The 15651-nt window shown below is 50.3% G+C and carries 16 protein-coding genes and 1 pseudogene; 11 read left to right on the plus strand and 6 right to left on the minus strand.

Annotated features, from left to right (window positions below):
* From Q8M75_RS01660 to Q8M75_RS01695, 8 genes and pseudogenes are all read left to right on the plus strand, one after another.
* A pseudogene (locus tag Q8M75_RS01660) lies at positions 1-276 on the plus strand (tripartite tricarboxylate transporter substrate-binding protein); the annotation flags it as partial.
* A gap of 75 nt (positions 277-351) precedes the next feature.
* Positions 352-879 carry a tripartite tricarboxylate transporter TctB family protein gene (locus tag Q8M75_RS01665; RefSeq protein ID WP_305485526.1) on the plus strand — a complete coding sequence of 176 codons (528 nt, stop codon included), beginning with the start codon at positions 352-354 and terminating at the stop codon, positions 877-879.
* A 39-nt stretch (positions 880-918) separates the two neighbouring features.
* Complete coding sequence (locus tag Q8M75_RS01670; RefSeq protein WP_108468709.1) at positions 919-2415, plus strand: tripartite tricarboxylate transporter permease; 1497 nt, start codon at positions 919-921, stop codon at positions 2413-2415.
* Positions 2416-2510: 95 nt separating this feature from the next.
* Positions 2511-2882 carry a DUF2946 family protein gene (locus Q8M75_RS01675; protein ID WP_305485529.1) on the plus strand — a complete coding sequence of 124 codons (372 nt, stop codon included), beginning with the start codon at positions 2511-2513 and terminating at the stop codon, positions 2880-2882.
* A 96-nt stretch (positions 2883-2978) separates the two neighbouring features.
* Positions 2979-3395 (plus strand): DsrE family protein, encoded by a 417-nt coding sequence (locus Q8M75_RS01680; RefSeq protein ID WP_305485532.1) that lies wholly within the window; start codon positions 2979-2981, stop codon positions 3393-3395.
* 27 nt (positions 3396-3422) lie between these two features.
* The gene (locus tag Q8M75_RS01685; protein WP_305485534.1) at positions 3423-3836 is read left to right on the plus strand and encodes a DUF2244 domain-containing protein; all 414 of its coding nucleotides are present in this window, start codon (positions 3423-3425) and stop codon (positions 3834-3836) included.
* 17 nt (positions 3837-3853) lie between these two features.
* Complete coding sequence (locus Q8M75_RS01690) at positions 3854-4333, plus strand: copper chaperone PCu(A)C (protein ID WP_305485536.1); 480 nt, start codon at positions 3854-3856, stop codon at positions 4331-4333.
* 155 nt (positions 4334-4488) lie between these two features.
* Entirely contained in the window at positions 4489-4941 is a 453-nt protein-coding gene (locus Q8M75_RS01695) for a polymer-forming cytoskeletal protein (RefSeq protein WP_305485538.1), read from the plus strand.
* 20 nt (positions 4942-4961) lie between these two features.
* Here Q8M75_RS01695 and Q8M75_RS01700 read toward each other — a convergent pair whose 3' ends face one another.
* Both Q8M75_RS01700 and ilvD read right to left on the minus strand, forming a co-directional pair.
* On the minus strand, positions 4962-5900 hold the full coding sequence (locus Q8M75_RS01700) for a M23 family metallopeptidase (RefSeq protein WP_305485540.1): 939 nt from the start codon (positions 5898-5900) through the stop codon (positions 4962-4964).
* A 3-nt stretch (positions 5901-5903) separates the two neighbouring features.
* Positions 5904-7595, minus strand: coding sequence for a dihydroxy-acid dehydratase (ilvD, locus tag Q8M75_RS01705; RefSeq protein WP_305485542.1), 1692 nt, complete (start codon positions 7593-7595; stop codon positions 5904-5906).
* 219 nt (positions 7596-7814) lie between these two features.
* Here ilvD and Q8M75_RS01710 point away from each other — a divergent pair, with 219 nt between their 5' ends.
* Positions 7815-8444: a response regulator transcription factor gene (locus tag Q8M75_RS01710; protein WP_305485544.1), complete on the plus strand. Its 630-nt coding sequence runs from the start codon at positions 7815-7817 to the stop codon at positions 8442-8444.
* 78 nt (positions 8445-8522) lie between these two features.
* A complete protein-coding gene (locus Q8M75_RS01715) occupies positions 8523-9647 on the plus strand; it encodes a helix-turn-helix domain-containing protein (protein ID WP_305485546.1) in 1125 nt (374 codons plus the stop codon).
* Positions 9648-9675: 28 nt separating this feature from the next.
* Here the strand turns inward: Q8M75_RS01715 and glnK are convergent, their stop codons facing one another.
* The 4 genes from glnK to trxB form a co-directional block, all read right to left on the minus strand.
* The gene (glnK, locus tag Q8M75_RS01720; RefSeq protein ID WP_108468718.1) at positions 9676-10014 is read right to left on the minus strand and encodes a P-II family nitrogen regulator; all 339 of its coding nucleotides are present in this window, start codon (positions 10012-10014) and stop codon (positions 9676-9678) included.
* A 79-nt stretch (positions 10015-10093) separates the two neighbouring features.
* A complete protein-coding gene (locus Q8M75_RS01725; protein ID WP_305485550.1) occupies positions 10094-11713 on the minus strand; it encodes an NAD+ synthase in 1620 nt (539 codons plus the stop codon).
* Between the two features lie 3 nt (positions 11714-11716).
* On the minus strand, positions 11717-12253 hold the full coding sequence (gene ppa, locus Q8M75_RS01730; protein WP_305485552.1) for an inorganic diphosphatase: 537 nt from the start codon (positions 12251-12253) through the stop codon (positions 11717-11719).
* Between the two features lie 100 nt (positions 12254-12353).
* Positions 12354-13307, minus strand: coding sequence for a thioredoxin-disulfide reductase (gene trxB / locus Q8M75_RS01735; protein WP_305485554.1), 954 nt, complete (start codon positions 13305-13307; stop codon positions 12354-12356).
* A 38-nt stretch (positions 13308-13345) separates the two neighbouring features.
* On the opposite strand from trxB, the gene Q8M75_RS01740 reads away from it, so the two are divergent.
* On the plus strand, positions 13346-15649 hold the full coding sequence (locus Q8M75_RS01740) for a DNA translocase FtsK (RefSeq protein ID WP_305485556.1): 2304 nt from the start codon (positions 13346-13348) through the stop codon (positions 15647-15649).
* Positions 15650-15651 lie beyond the last annotated feature (2 nt).

Here is a 15651-nt window from a genome sequence, read left to right on the forward strand (position 1 = left end):
TGGAATGACGTGCCTACCTGTAAAGAAGTGGGTGTTCCAACCGACTACGTGATGCTGCGCGGCATTTTCATGCCCCCTGGCGTAACCCAAGATCAGGTCAATTACTACGTGGACCTCTTTAAAAAGGTCATTGCCACCCCAGAATGGAAGAAGTTCATGGCCGATGGCGCCTTTAACCAAACCTTCATGAGCGGCAAAGAGTTTGATAAGTGGTTAGATACCAACGCTGCATTGCACAAGCAGCTCATGCAAGAAGCTGGATTTATTGCGAAGTAAGTTAGGATGAACAGGGCCCGCATGTAGCGCGCCCTGTTTTGTTACTGTATTAACCCTTTTTTAGTGAGTAGAGCAATGTCGGAACACGCAAATAATTCAAAATCAGAGGCATCCATTGGCATGCGTGCCATGGAAATCATTACAGCCCTTTTATTTTTAGTGTTTGGTTTGGTGGTGATGGTTGGCAGTATTAAGTTGGGCGCATCCTGGGGCAGCGATGGTCCCGAGGCTGGTTATTTTCCGTTTTATATCAGCCTAATCATTTTGCTTTCCAGCTCAGTCACCCTCTATCAGGCCGCCATTGTTGACCGCAAGAAGGAAGACGAGCCTTTTGTAGAGAAAGAGCCATTTAGGCAAGTTCTGGCCGTTCTGTTGCCAGCATTTGTATTCGTGCTCTTTATGCAGCTGATCGGCATTTATGTTTCTGCCGCTGTTTACATCGTTGTTTTCATGGTCTGGCTGGGTAAGTACCCATTATGGAAGGCGGCCGCCGTTGGTGTTGGTGTAAGCATCGCCCTGTTCATGATGTTCGAGTTCTGGTTTCAGGTCCCATTGCCACACGGCTCTTGGTTTAATCCGCTCGAATTCATCGGCGTCAAATAACAAAATTATTACAAAAGCTTAGAAAAAAAGGAGCTCCAGTTGGACGAAATTAACGCGCTATTTAACGGCTTTGCCGTAGCGATGACCCCCTTTAATTTGATGTTGATGTTGGTTGGCGTTGTTCTCGGCGTCATCATTGGTGTGTTGCCTGGATTAGGCGGCGCCAACGGCATTGCGATTTTGCTGCCATTAACGTTTACGATGGAACCTACCTCGGCCATCATCATGCTCTCCTGTATTTACTGGGGTGCTTTGTTTGGCGGAGCGATCACATCAATCCTATTTAACATTCCGGGTGAGCCTTGGTCAGTTGCAACGACCTTTGATGGTTACCCCATGGCGCGCAGCGGTAAAGCAGGTGAGGCCTTAACTGCTGCATTTACATCATCCTGTATTGGTGCTGTTTTTGCGATTGTGATGATCACCTTCTTGGCACCATTGGTAGCGAAGTTTGCGCTGCAGTTTGGCCCACCTGAGTTCTTTGCGGTCTATCTCTTAACCTTCTGTAGTTTTGTGGGTATGAACAAAGGCTCGCCATTTAAAGTGCTGTCCGCAATGATGCTCGGCTTTGCCTTGGCTTGCGTCGGTATGGATACGGTTACTGGCCAATTGCGCTTGACCTTCGGTAGCACTGAATTGATGCGCGGCTTTGACTTCTTGATCGCAGTTATTGGTCTCTTCGGTATTGGTGAAATTCTGCTCTCGATGGAAGAGGGTCTGAAGTTCTCTGGTGCAGCAGCGAAGATCAAGAGCACCATCGTTTGGCAGACTTGGAAGCAATTGCCTAAGTATTGGGCTACTTCCTTGCGCAGCTGCTTGATTGGTTGCTGGATGGGTATTACGCCAGGCGGCGCTACCCCAGCTTCCTTCATGGCATACGGTGTTGCTAAGCGCGTATCTAAAAACCAGAGCAACTTCGGTAAGGGCGATATGGAGGGTATTGTTGCTCCTGAGACAGCGGCTCACGCTGCCGGAACAGCGGCATTATTACCAATGCTCTCGCTCGGTATTCCAGGATCGCCTACCGCGGCAGTATTGCTGGGTGGTTTGCTGATTTGGGGCTTGCAGCCAGGACCATTGCTCTTCGTTGAGAAGCCAGACTTCGTTTGGGGCTTGATCGCCAGTATGTACCTCGGTAATATTGCCGGCCTGTTCGTGGTCTTGACCTGCGTACCGCTGTTTGCATCGATTCTGCGGATTCCGTTCTCGATCATTGCACCAGTCATCATTGTGATTTGTGCGGTTGGTGCTTACACAGTACACAACGCCACCTTTGACGTTTGGTTGATGCTGGGCTTCGGTGTAGTCGGATACGTCTTTAAGAAACTCGATTACCCAATGGCTCCAATGGTCTTGGCGTTAGTTCTCGGTGACCGTGCAGAAGATTCCTTCCGCCAGTCGATGTTGATTTCACAAGGTAGCGTCGATGTATTCTTCTCGAACTACTTGGTGGCCGGCATCACCACCTTGGCTTTAGTCCTGCTGTTCTGGCCATTGATTGGCAAGTTCACCAGCAAGAAGGCCAAAGCAGCATAAGCCTAACTTGTAGGACGCATGATCTAAATGGGGGCGTAAGCCCCCATTTGTATTTCAGCCCGGGCTAGTCTCGCACTTGCGCTTAAAATAAGCCCATGTCACGCATTGCACGCACATGGATTCATTGGCTTACTGCCGCCGCAGTATTGCTTGGTTCGGTCATGCCAATGGCTGCCCATGCCCGTCCAATCATCTCAGATGTCAATAAGCTTGAGATGGCTGTCTGCGCCCCCAGTGGTGAGCAGATCGATTTGCGGGTTGATCTAGGCCTACCCGATAGTCATCAAGCGCAAACAGGCTGCGCATACTGCCTTATTCAAGATAGTTATGTCCCCAGCATTCAGCTCGATTTACAGTTTGCGGAGCCAGAATCGTCTTCAAAGATCCACACTGCTTTCCAAGCTATAGCATTACCCATTATTGCGTGGATGCAATTGCCCTCAAGGGCGCCCCCAATCCTTTCTTAATGCAACGGGGTAAGTACGCTTACCCAAGATCGTGAGTGGTAAATAAGCCTCCCGGCTTATTCCGCTCATCCCTTTTATTTGCTAAACGGAAAAATTATGTTGAAACGTTTAAAACAAAGTCTACTGCTAGCTTACTTGTCATTATTTGTAATGGCTTCGTATGCCGCTAACCTAGACCCCCTATTTGTTAGTCTTACCAGCGATGAGCCTCATCGCACCACGATGGCCCTGAACTTTAGTAAACACCATGCAGCAAATGGACACCCATTAAGTGTCTTTTTGAGCGACAAGGGGGTTTATCTGGGAGTGAAGGCCGGCAGCACAAGCCATCCCGAGCAGCAAAAATTGCTAGCTGACATGATCGCAAGCGGTAGCACGGTGATTATGTGCCCACCGTGCTTGCGGCATTATGGCTTTAATGAGGCGGATCTATTGCCTGGCATCAAATTAGGGGGAGTCAAGGTGACTGGCGAAGCCTTGTTTAAGCCAAATACAAAGACTTTGAGCTGGTAGTAGAGTATTGCCATGCGCGTTTGGCTTATGAAACGAAACTGTTCCTTTTCACCGAAGCAGGTGGGGTATTTCTACGCCTCGATTGTCTTTTTTTCGCTTCTGGTGGCAGGTTCGTTTTTGCTCATGGGCGTTTGGATGGTTCTGATTTTTACCTGCATTGAAATCACGGCCTTGACCATTGCCCTATATGTATACAGTCGCCATGCTCTCGATTATGAAAAGATCACGATCGATGGCAAGAACATGACGATTGAAAAAAGCTGGGGCGGTAAGGTAGAAAGAAAAGAACTCAATACTGTATGGGCTCGCGTTAGCCGTACCGATAAACATTTATATCGCTTAGTACTTCAACATGCCGATCAAGAAACACCGATTGGTATTTTTGTAAACCGAGATGATCTTCCGCAATTTGAGCGGGAACTTAAGATGCATCTCCATTAATTTATTCAAAGGAAGTTATGAAAACCACCATTCAATTTAGAAGTTTGATGATCAGTGCAGCATTCATTTGCGCAGTGCCATCCGTTGGTATTGCCCAAGATGCAAAAGTGGGCAACATTGCCGTCAATGGTGCCTACACCCGTGCCACCGTCCCAGGTCAGGCGGCAGCTGGCGGCTTTATGAAAATCACCAGCAATGGCGCTGCCGATCAATTGATCTCTGCAACTTCCACAGTCTCGGATGATGTGCAGTTGCACACCATGACTATGGATAACAATGTGATGCGCATGCGTGAGGTAAAGCAAATTGAGGTGCCTGCCAATGGCGCTGTTGAACTCAAGCCAGGTGGTTTGCACTTGATGTTTATGAATATCAAGGCGCCCCTGAAGGCGGGTGAGTCTGTGCCGGTGAAGCTGAAGTTTGCCAAAGCAGGCGAAGTGGAGGTGAAGATGCCAGTCAATGCTCCTGGCGGTCATGGACACGGTCCTAAGCACTAAATACGTGCTGTATTGACCTAAAAAGGGCGCTGCGGCGCCCTTTTGCATTCGCCCTAGGGGGTAGAGCGCTTAATGTACCATTTCAGTTCAAATCAAGAAATTACGAATGATTGCCGCTGCGTAAAGGGGTAATCAATAAACGTAAAGGAGACAGCATGTTTAAGCAAAAAAATGCGATCGGTGGCCTAGAGAAAACCGTCGAATCGTTTGAGACCATCATTGGTGCCTCGACTGAGGTTCATGGTCGCATCCTGATTGAGGAAAGCGTCCGCATTGATGGCAGCGTCATTGGGAATATTGAAGCGCGGCAGGGTAAATCTATTACGGTTGCTTTAGGCAAAACGGGAACCGTTCGTGGCGATATTCATGCACACCGCGTTTTGATTGCCGGTACAGTGGAAGGTAATGTCTACGCCTCTGAAAAGGTGGAGCTTCACAATGGATCATCAGTGCGGGGCGATATTGCCTATGGCCAGCTTGCAATGGAATATGGTGCGGTGCTCAATGGCGCCCTGAATGCCAATGTTGGAGCGGATGAGCGCCCATTGCTATCGGGTGACTCAGAAACGGTATTTCAGGATAGCTGGGACAAGATTAAAGGGCGCTAAGCAGCCACCCTTAAACGACACTACTTTTTCGCTAGCTGGGTATTGCTGGAGATTAAGAACTGCATTGGATTGACGTGCTTGCCATTGTGGGTGATTTCATAATGGAGATGTGGTCCGGTAGATCTGCCTGTGCTGCCTACTTCGGCAATGATCTGCCCGCGCTTAACTGTTTGACCTTGCTGAACATGAATTTTCTTGGCGTGGGCGTATTTTGAGACAAAGCCATCGGAATGACTGATTTCAAGGTAGTTTCCGTAGGCAGCATCATAGCCTAGGCTGGTAACAGTACCGTTACCCGAAGCAATAATCGGCGTTCCTGAGGGCGCTGAAAAATCAATGCCGGGATGCTGCGCCAATAGATTAGTGAATGGATCAAGGCGTGATCCGAAGTTGCTAGATAAGCCCAATTGATTTTGAATCGGCGATCCCGTGGGCAGCTGGCTCAGCCACTCATATTGCTCTCGCCAACTATTTTCTAAGTTTTTGACACCCTGCTGAATCGATGAGGTATTGCCTAATGCATGATCCAACTCATCGACTAGGCTTTTTTGCGGCGTTAGTTTGAATGTAATCGGTTGGTACGCGCCACCCTTATTGCCGGACTCTGGGGATAAGCGCTTCACTGGTGCCGGTGTGGCTAAGTCAGCAAAGCGATCCTTGAGGGCTTTCATTTCCACAATACGCTCGGTCAATTGAGTCAGCTGATTCTGTAACTCATGCAAGCGAGCGCGGTAGCTGGTTTCGATGGCATCTTTCTCTTGAACGGTAATGACGCCGCCGATTTCTCTTGCTAGCTCAGGACTATATTGGATCGCAACCCGAAAGCCCAGCGAATGAATTCCGACTCCGAGCAAAATTAAAATGAACGACACTACCGCCGCCGCTTTGATCAGCGTGCGAGCGGTAATATTGATCTTTTTAACCTGAGCGGTTGATCCGGAGATCCAAATCAGCTGCATAAATTAAATCTTCAAATCCAAGTCGGTTACCGCTCCCTTACTTGCACTGCTTGCTGTACTGGCGTACTTTGCGAGTAGGCCGCGGGTATAGCGCGGCTTAGGTTGCTTCCAGGCTGCACGGCGTTTGGCAATCTCATCATCCGCAACATTGAGCTGAATTAAGAGCTTATGTGCATCAATCGTGACTGAATCACCTTCATTGATTAATGCAATAGTGCCGCCAACATAGGCTTCAGGCGCAACGTGACCGACAACCATGCCCCAGGTGCCACCGGAGAAGCGACCATCCGTAATCAGGCCAACGCTCTCACCCAGTCCCTGGCCAACGAGCGCTGATGTGGGGGAAAGCATTTCACGCATGCCGGGGCCGCCCTTGGGACCTTCGTAGCGAATCACCACGATGTCACCCGCCTTAATTTTGTTTGCCATGATGGCTTCCATTGCTAAATCTTCCGAGTCAAAGACGCGTGCTGGGCCGGTAATCGATGGGTTCTTGAGGCCGGTGATTTTGGCAACGCAACCCTCAGGCGAGATATTGCCCTTCAGGATGGCCAGATGCCCTTCGGCATACATGGGGTTATCTAAGGTGCGAATGACTTTCTGGTCTGCGCGGGGGGTGGAAGGAACATCTTTGAGAACCTCTGCAATCGTCTTCCCGGTAATCGTTATGCAATCACCGTGCAGTAAGCCGCCGTCGAGCAAGATTTTCATGATCTGTGGAATTCCGCCCGCTTGATGTAAGTCGGTGGCTAAGTAAGCGCCCGATGGTTTCATGTCGGCAATCACGGGAACGCGTTTGCGAATCCGCTCAAAATCATCAATCGTCCAGTCGATATCGGCGGCGCTAGTAATAGCCAAGAAATGCAAGACCGCATTGGTCGAACCGCCAACGGCCATGATGACGCTCACTGCATTCTCAATCGATTTTTTGGTAACAATGTCGCGGGGACGTAAATTATTTTTGATTGCCTCCACTACTGCGCGCGCTGAATCCGCAGCGCTAGCGACTTTCTCGGCATCGACGTTGGACATGGTTGAGGAGTAGGGGAGGCTCATACCAAGCGCCTCAAAAGCCGAGCTCATGGTGTTGGCGGTATACATCCCGCCGCACGAACCACTGCTTGGGCAGGCATTCTGTTCGATGCCTTTAAAGTCTTCTTCACTTAAACGACCAGATGTAAATTCGCCAACGGCTTCAAAAGCAGACACAATATTGAGCTCTTTTCCTTTGTAGTGACCCGGCTGAATGGTGCCGCCATAGACATAAATGCTAGGCACGTTCGTACGTACCATGGCCATCATGCCGCCAGGCATATTCTTATCGCAGCCACCAATGACTACCACGCCGTCTTGCCATAAGCCGTTCACGCAGCACTCAATGCTGTCTGCGATGACTTCGCGTGATACCAAAGAGTACTTCATGCCCTCAGTACCCATGCCAATACCATCTGAAATGGTCGGAGTGCCAAACACTTGGGCTTTAGCGCCAGCTGCCTCGAGTGCCTCAATGGCAGCATCAGCGAGCTTCTGTAAGCCACTATTGCAAGGTGTTACGGTCGAGTGGCCATTGGCTACGCCCACCATGGGCTTGGTAAAGTCGCCATCCTTGTATCCCATGGCGTAATACATGGAACGGTTGGGTGCGCGTGCAACACCTTCGGTGACCATTCTTGAGCGTTCATTGAGGCGTTTCATGCGGCTGACTCCATCTGTAATTGCGGAAAAACCTCTATTGTGCAATGAGCTGGGGTAGTGCGATGCACGGGCAATAGTGGGGAAATAGAATGCTGCACTGCAATAATAAAAAAGCACAATAAAACCAGTATGTTAGCCTTCAAAAGTTAGCTATTGAGCTAATATCTTATGTGCAGCACTTCTATTACATTTGCATTAAATGCAAATTAAGGTGAAGAAATGAATACATCGGGGCACGTCTATCTGGTTGACGATGACGAGTCAATGCGGACCTCCTTGAGCAGAATGCTGCGCGAGTTGGGCTACAACGTCCATGATTTTGCGAGTGCTAAAGCGTTTATCGAGCATTCAGTTCCTATAGCGCCCGCGGTGATTTTGCTGGACATGCAAATGCCCGACATGACTGGACTTGATCTACAAGAAGAGCTTGTTCGTATGGGCCGTAAGACGCCGATCATCTTTGTGAGCGGTCAAAGTCACCCGCAGCAAATTGTTAAAAGCCTAAAAAAAGGGGCTCTGGATTTTTTATTCAAGCCGTTTAATTTGGAGGACTTGCTCCATTCTGTGGCTGATGCCATTGCGTTTGACGCGCGGCAGTTAAAGCGGGTCTCCAAGGATGTCGAGGTCAAGCGCTATTTCAGTACCCTGACTCCCCGTGAAAAAGAGGTTTGCCACTTGTTGGTCCAAGGCCTTTTAAATAAAGACATTGCTGTGCAGCTCGGCACAACCGATGCCACGATCAAGGTACACAAGGCGCGGGTAATGGAAAAAATGCGTGCCGAGTCCTTACAGGGTTTGGTGAAGTCCTATTTAGAGGCCTCCCTTGATCAGTCACTGCCAGCTCAGTAATCGGATTAGCCCTAAGGCGACTTCAAATCTCCACCCCAATCGCCGAAAATAAATTTAATACTTTATTAACCTTAAGATATGGCCGGTAAACAGTCCACTCCCGAGATACGCACAGAAGCATTTATTGCGGCACGGGAAAAATGTGCCCTGTCGATCGAGGAGCTGGCGCATCTCGCATGCCTCTCTAAAAAACAAATTCAGCAAATTGAGAATGGTCAAAGTAGTAGCTTTTACTCACCGGCCGTTAAGTTCACTGCTGCAAAAAAAGTAGCCAAGTTAATTCAGCTGGACGAAAAAGACGCATTTGATTTTGGCCCTCAGGCCGAGCTTCCTTTTGTTCAAGCGGCTGAAGTAACGCAGACTGAATTGACTGCCGCTCAGCACGATTCACCAGTCGCTGCAGAAAAGGAAGTCCCCAAAAAAGAAGTGGCTCAAGCGAACGAAGGTGAGCTAAAAGAGACAAAGAAAAAAGCGGTCAGCAGAAAAACAAAAACGGATGAAGCATCTCCAGCAGTCATTCAGCCCGAAGCTAAGCCTATTTTGGTAGAGGCCGTTAAGCCAGAGCTAGGGATGCGGGTGCATTCCGATATGCGTGAACATAAGTCGTCGGGAAAAAAATGGGTTTGGTTGCTCCCGGTAGGCGCATTAGTACTGGCAATCATGCAATTTCAGCCGCTACTGCGAGATCAGCTCGATGCCATGATGGGCAAAGCAAAGCCAGTGGAGGTTACTGCGCTTTCCAGCGCGCCAGCAGCAGACCCCGCACCAACCAACCCGCCTGCTACAGAAGCCAACGCTGCCCCCGTACCTGCCGTCGCTCCTGCTCCTGCTCCTGCTGTATCTGCTACTACTCCAGTACCGCCAGTAGCATCCTCAAGCCCAGCGCCAGTAGCTGCTGCTTCGGGGTGCCCGCCAGCAGATGGAGCGATGGAAAGCTATAAGCCAACGTCTGCAGGCAAGCCAGGTAACCTTGTTTTTGTTAAGGCAAATACAGCGCAATTGGTTTGCGTGATCGATGCAGGTGGGGTGGTGCAGAGCAAGACCTTGGAGCCAGGCCTAGGTCACTCGTTTTACGGCAAGCCGCCATTTAAGGTATTAACGCCAGGCTTTGCTTCCGTTGAAGTCTATTTTCAAGGCTTTCGAGTGCGAACAAGCACGCCCGATGCCAAAAACATACTGCTAGTTCAAGCTGACTGGCAGTAGTTTATTCGGTAGTAATTGAAGCGATAGCTTAAACCGCATCCTCGTTGGCTTCACCAGTACGGATACGGATGGCTTGCTCAATCGGACTGACAAAAATCTTGCCATCGCCAATCTTGCCAGTGCGCGCCGCTTTGGTGATAGCTTCGATCACGCTTTCAACGCGATCACTCGCCACTACAACCTCGACTTTGACCTTGGGTAAAAAATCCACCACATACTCTGCACCGCGATAGAGCTCGGTATGGCCTTTTTGGCGACCAAAACCTTTGACTTCAGTAACCGTGAGGCCGGTAACGCCGACTTCGGCCAATGCTTCACGTACTTCATCGAGTTTGAACGGCTTAATGATGGATGTTATTAATTTCATAAGTTTCCCCTGTTGCAGTAATCATACCCAAAACCGATCGACTCGTCTAAGCAAGTCAATACACTCTCAATTATCTGTATTAAGCTAAAAATCGAGAGGTAATGGGGTAACGCCAATCCCGACCAAATGCCCGGGTAGTCACACGTACGCCCGGTGGTGCCTGGCGCCGCTTGTATTCATTGAGCTTAATCAGGCGGGTAATCTTCCGCACACTGGCTTCATCAAAGCCGCGCTCAATTAAGGATGCAATCGACTGGTTCTGCTCCATATACCCTTCAACGATGGCATCCAGCAGCTCATAGGGTGGCAGGCTATCTTGATCAGTTTGGTCGGGGCGTAATTCTGCCGACGGTGCGCGCGTCAAAATCCGCTCGGGAATGACCGGCGCTACGCTATTGCGATAGGAGCACAGCTTGTAGACCAGGGTCTTGGGGATATCTTTAATGACTGCAAAGCCGCCCGCCATGTCGCCGTAGAGCGTGCAATAGCCGACAGCCATTTCACTTTTGTTGCCGGTGGTTAAAACCAGACGACCGGTTTTATTCGACAGCGCCATCAAGAGGGTGCCGCGCACACGGGCCTGAATGTTCTCTTCGGTGGTATCTGGGGCAAGGCCAGCAAACTGACTGGCCAGCGCGCCTTCCAAAGCAGCTACTGAACTACCAATCGGAATTTCATCGTATTGCACGCAGAGATTGCTCGCTAAAGCGCGGGCATCTACCCACGATATCTCGGCGGTGTAGGGCGATTGCATCATCACGGCGCGCACCCGTTCGGCGCCTAAGGCATCGACAGCAATGGCAAGCACCAAGGCAGAATCTACCCCGCCAGATAAACCAATGATGACGCCTGGAAATCCATTCTTGTGCACATAATCACGTACGCCCAATACTAGGGCGGCATAGGCTTGTGATTCCATACTTTGCGATGGTGCAATGACTCCGAGCTCAGGCTCTCCGTTTTGATCAATCGCAACAAGCCCAATACGGCTTTCGAACTGGGGCATTGCGGTGGCCACTAAGCCATTGGCATCAAGAACAAAAGAGCCGCCATCAAAGACTAATTCATCTTGACCGCCAACGGCGTTCACGTAAATAAAAGGCAGGCCAGTTGCGCCAATGACCTTGCGTAGCACCTCTAAGCGTAAATTTTCTTTATGTACATGGTAGGGCGATGCATTGAGTGAGATTAGTACCTGGGCACCAGCAACTTTTGCCTGAGAGGCAGGGCCTGCATGCCATGCATCCTCGCAAATGATCACGCCAATGACGCAGCCCTCGACGTCAAAAACACAGGGCGCATTGCCAGGGATGAAGTAACGCACCTCATCAAAGACCTCGTTATTGGGAAGTTCGTGTTTGGCATAGCTTGCAATGCACTTCCCATCCCGCAACACCGATGCGGCATTGTGCAATCCCTGCGGAGTTTTTAGGGGGTGACCGATAACGACTGCTAAACCGGGGTACGCCGCCAAAGCACTGCGCAATTGATCTAGGGCATCTGCCGCCGCCTCAATAAAAGCAGGGCGTAGTAATAAGTCTTCAGGGGGATAGCCGGTGAGGGCTAGCTCTGGAGTGACAAGTAACTTTGCACCCGAGCGGTGGGCGACTTCAGCCGCCTCCTGAATTAACTTCGCATTGCCGCTCAAATCCCCCACGACAGGGTTGATTTGAGCTAGGGCAATGTGAAACGGGGTCAAGGCTTATGCCTTTTCCTTGTTGTTGCGCTCTACGCCTTCAAGGATTTCTTTATGGGCATCGGCAACGCCGCCCCAACCGCGAACCTTAACCCACTTGCCTTTTTCGAGGTCTTTGTAGTGCTCAAAAAAGTGCTTAATTTGATTGAGGGTTAAGGGATTCATGTCCTCTGGTTTTTGCCAGCTGGAATAAATTGGCAATATGCGGTCTTCAGGCACGGCCAATAATTTGGCATCCTCACCACCTTCATCTTCCATCTGTAATACACCAATGGCGCGGCAGCTAATCACGACGCCGGGAACGAGGGGGAAGGGAGTAATGACGAGGACATCAACGGGATCGCCATCGCCCGCAATGGTCTGCGGAATGTAACCGTAGTTGCATGGGTAATGCATGGCAGTACCCATAAAACGATCAACAAATAGGGCGCCCGACTCTTTATCAACTTCGTACTTGATCGGATCTGCATTCATTGGAATTTCAATAATGACGTTGAAATTCTCAGGAATTTTTTTACCGGGCTTGACTAGATTAAGACTCATATACGCTCCAAACAATAATAAAAAGGGTGATTGATTTCATTCATGCCATTGCTATGCGCTAAACCCGTGCATCGACAAAAAATGGCACGCTCGATAAAAGTTACTCCAGGGTTTCTAAATAGCGCTGGGCATCCAGGGCAGCCATACAGCCCGTACCCGCACTGGTAATGGCTTGGCGGTAAATGTGATCCTGCACGTCACCCGCAGCAAAGACGCCTTGAATATTGGTTGCGGTTGCATTACCAGCCAATCCGGATTGGGTCTTGATGTAACCGCCTTCCATATCTAGCTGACCAACAAACAATTCGGTATTAGGCTTGTGGCCAATCGCAATGAATGCGCCCATGACAGGAATGTCTTCTTTACTGCCATCTTGCTTGGCAATGCGCACACCCGTAACGCCTTTTTCATCACCCAGAACTTCGTCCAAGGTGGCGTTGAGTTTGAGCTCGACTTTTCCTTCGGCTACTTTCGCCATGAGGCGGTCATTCAAAATAGGCTCGGCACGGAATTTATCGCGGCGATGAATGACGGTGACCTTACGGGCAATGCCGGTGAGGTAGAGCGCTTCTTCAACGGCGGTGTTACCACCACCAACCACGCACACATCTTGGTTGCGATAAAAGAAACCATCACAAGTAGCGCAGCCAGAAACGCCGCGACCCATAAAGGCCTCTTCGCTCGGTAAACCCAAGTATTGCGCTGATGCGCCGGTAGCGATGATTAAGGCATCACAGGTGTAAGTCCCAGAGTCACCCACCAGACGAATCGGTTTTTCGGAGAGGGCTGCCGTATGAATGTGGTCAAAAATGATTTCAGTATTAAAGCGTTCTGCGTGCTTTAAAAAACGGTCCATCAGCTCAGGCCCTTGAACCCCGTCCGGGTCGGCCGGCCAGTTTTCCACATCGGTGGTCGTCATCAATTGACCACCTTGCGCCATGCCAGTGATGAGGGTAGGTTGTAAATTGGCGCGGGCAGCATAGACTGCGGCGCTGTAGCCTGCTGGGCCAGAGCCCAGAATCAGGACTTTGCTGTGTTTCGGAGTAGTAGTCATCCCCTAATTATAGGATTGCTTGATTACAATCAGGGAACATGGCTAAATCGACCCAATCCCCCAGTAAATCCACGCTACCACCCCAGGATAGCGGGCAGGGACGAATGCCCCGTCTTTTCTTGGAAATCCGTTGGTTTTTGACCTTAGGCTTATGCCTTGGCCTGATTGCGATTCTCCTCACCTATTCCAAGTCCGATCCCGCCTGGTCACATGCCAGTTTTGAAGCGCCAAGTAATGTGGGCGGTCGTTTTGGGGCCTGGACTGCTGATTTATTACTCTATATTTTTGGGGTATCCTCCTTTTGGTGGGTTGTACTCTTTGGGCGCCGTGTGATTGCTGGTTGGCGTGAGCTGTGGAGCGTTCCCTTGCTGCCCGACCCCGATGCCAAGCCTGATTCGCTATTGGTGCGTTGGCTTGGTTTTGGATTAACCCTGTGCTCGAGCATGGGTCTTGAGTCGATTCGTTTGCACTCCTTAGCTATTCCATTGCCGAGGCCTCCAGGCGGCATATTAGGCGAGTTAATTGGCGATCCCTTGGTGATGGCCCTTGGCTTTACCGGATCGACCGTATTACTGCTCTTTGGCCTGTTTGCTGGCCTCTCCTTGTTTTTACGTTTCTCTTGGTTAAATGTTGCCGAGCAGGTGGGCCGATCCCTCGAGATTGCCTATCGCCGCCTGCGCGAGCGCCGTGAACGCGTTGAGGATTTGAAGATCGGCGAGCAAGCCGCCGAAGAACGTGAAGAGTTTGTGGAAGAAGTACGTGGCCGAGTTGAAATTGCCCCGGCTGTCCAAATTGTGCGAGCACCCTTGCAGATTGCCAAGAGTGTGCGAGTCGAGCGCGAGAAACAGCAACCCTTGTTTGTCGATATTCCGGACTCTGAATTGCCACCCCTATCGTTGTTGGATGAGGTACCCGAGGCGAAGGAAACCATCTCTGCCGATATATTGGAATTTACCTCCCGTCTGATTGAGCGCAAACTGAACGAATTCGGTGTTGAAGTCAAAGTGATTGCAGCCTACCCGGGCCCGGTAGTAACCCGCTACGAAATCGAGCCAGCCATTGGCGTCAAGGGCAGTCAGATTGTCAATTTGTCGCGCGATCTATCCCGATCATTGGGCTTGGTTAGCTTACGTGTCGTGGAGACCATTCCGGGCAAAACCTGCATGGCTTTGGAGTTGCCGAACCCCAGCCGCCAATCCGTTTATCTCTCTGAAATTCTCAGCTCGCAGGTATACAACGACAATCATTCGCTACTCACCTTGGCTTTGGGTAAAGACATTTCGGGCAGTCCGATGGTAGCCGATTTAGCTAAGATGCCGCATTGCCTCGTGGCAGGCACCACGGGCGCCGGTAAATCGGTTGGTATTAACGCCATGATTTTATCGATCCTGTTTAAAGCCAAACCCGATGAAGTGCGATTGATCTTGATCGATCCTAAGATGTTAGAAATGGCGATGTACGACAAGATTCCGCATTTGCTGTGTCCGGTTGTGACTGACATGAAGCAGGCTTACAACGCTCTCAATTGGGCCGTGAATGAGATGGAGCGTCGCTACAAACTCATGAGTAAGTTTGGTGTGCGTAATTTAGCAGGCTTTAATAAAAAGATTCTCGAAGCAGAAGAAAAAGGCGAGAAGCTGACGAACCCATTTAGCCTAACGCCAGATGATCCTGAGCCAATCTACAAAGCTCCCGTGATTGTGATTGTGATCGACGAGCTAGCAGACCTGATGATGGTTTCTGGCAAAAAGATTGAAGAGCTCATTGCACGCATTGCACAAAAGGCACGTGCAGCCGGCATCCATTTGGTGCTCGCGACACAGCGGCCGAGCGTCGATGTGATTACGGGCTTAATCAAAGCCAACGTACCAACGCGGATTTCATTTCAGGTGAGCAGCAAAATTGACAGTCGCACCATCCTCGATCAGCAGGGTGCCGAAGCCCTTCTGGGTATGGGCGACATGCTCTATATGGCTCCCGGCACTGGCCTTCCAGTAAGGGTGCACGGCGCTTTTGTATCAGACGATGAAGTGCATCGCGTAGTGGAGTGGCTCAAAGAGAAAAGTGAAGCCAATTACATCGAGGGCGTGCTTGAGGGCGCCGATGAGTCCAATATGGATGTGCTTAGTGGCGGCGGTAGCGGCGAAGCCGATCCGCTCTACGATCAGGCGGTCGCAGTGGTTTTGGAGCACAAGCGCGCTTCGATATCACTGGTGCAGCGCCATTTGCGGATTGGCTATAACCGCGCAGCCCGTTTACTCGAGGATATGGAAAAGGCCGGCATGGTCTCCAAAATGAGCGGCAGCGGTAACCGCGAAATCCTTGTCCGCGGTTCTGAATAAGT

Origin of the sequence: Polynucleobacter sp. (assembly GCF_030693775.1) — a bacterium.
Lineage (GTDB): Bacteria > Pseudomonadota > Gammaproteobacteria > Burkholderiales > Burkholderiaceae > Polynucleobacter.

Bases quoted from the DNA above. Each gene is read 5' to 3' on its own strand.
- Q8M75_RS01665 (WP_305485526.1), top strand. From the start codon at position 352: ATGTCGGAACACGCAAATAATTCAAAATCAGAGGCATCCATTGGCATG.
- Q8M75_RS01675 (WP_305485529.1), top strand. From the start codon at position 2,511: ATGTCACGCATTGCACGCACATGGATTCATTGGCTTACTGCCGCCGCA.
- Q8M75_RS01680 (WP_305485532.1), top strand. From the start codon at position 2,979: ATGTTGAAACGTTTAAAACAAAGTCTACTGCTAGCTTACTTGTCATTA.
- Q8M75_RS01685 (WP_305485534.1), top strand. From the start codon at position 3,423: ATGAAACGAAACTGTTCCTTTTCACCGAAGCAGGTGGGGTATTTCTAC.
- Q8M75_RS01690 (WP_305485536.1), top strand. From the start codon at position 3,854: ATGAAAACCACCATTCAATTTAGAAGTTTGATGATCAGTGCAGCATTC.
- Q8M75_RS01695 (WP_305485538.1), top strand. From the start codon at position 4,489: ATGTTTAAGCAAAAAAATGCGATCGGTGGCCTAGAGAAAACCGTCGAA.
- Q8M75_RS01700 (WP_305485540.1), bottom strand. From the start codon at position 5,900: ATGCAGCTGATTTGGATCTCCGGATCAACCGCTCAGGTTAAAAAGATC.
- ilvD (WP_305485542.1), bottom strand. From the start codon at position 7,595: ATGAAACGCCTCAATGAACGCTCAAGAATGGTCACCGAAGGTGTTGCA.
- Q8M75_RS01710 (WP_305485544.1), top strand. From the start codon at position 7,815: ATGAATACATCGGGGCACGTCTATCTGGTTGACGATGACGAGTCAATG.
- Q8M75_RS01715 (WP_305485546.1), top strand. From the start codon at position 8,523: ATGGCCGGTAAACAGTCCACTCCCGAGATACGCACAGAAGCATTTATT.
- glnK (WP_108468718.1), bottom strand. From the start codon at position 10,014: ATGAAATTAATAACATCCATCATTAAGCCGTTCAAACTCGATGAAGTA.
- ppa (WP_305485552.1), bottom strand. From the start codon at position 12,253: ATGAGTCTTAATCTAGTCAAGCCCGGTAAAAAAATTCCTGAGAATTTC.
- trxB (WP_305485554.1), bottom strand. From the start codon at position 13,307: ATGACTACTACTCCGAAACACAGCAAAGTCCTGATTCTGGGCTCTGGC.
- Q8M75_RS01740 (WP_305485556.1), top strand. From the start codon at position 13,346: ATGGCTAAATCGACCCAATCCCCCAGTAAATCCACGCTACCACCCCAG.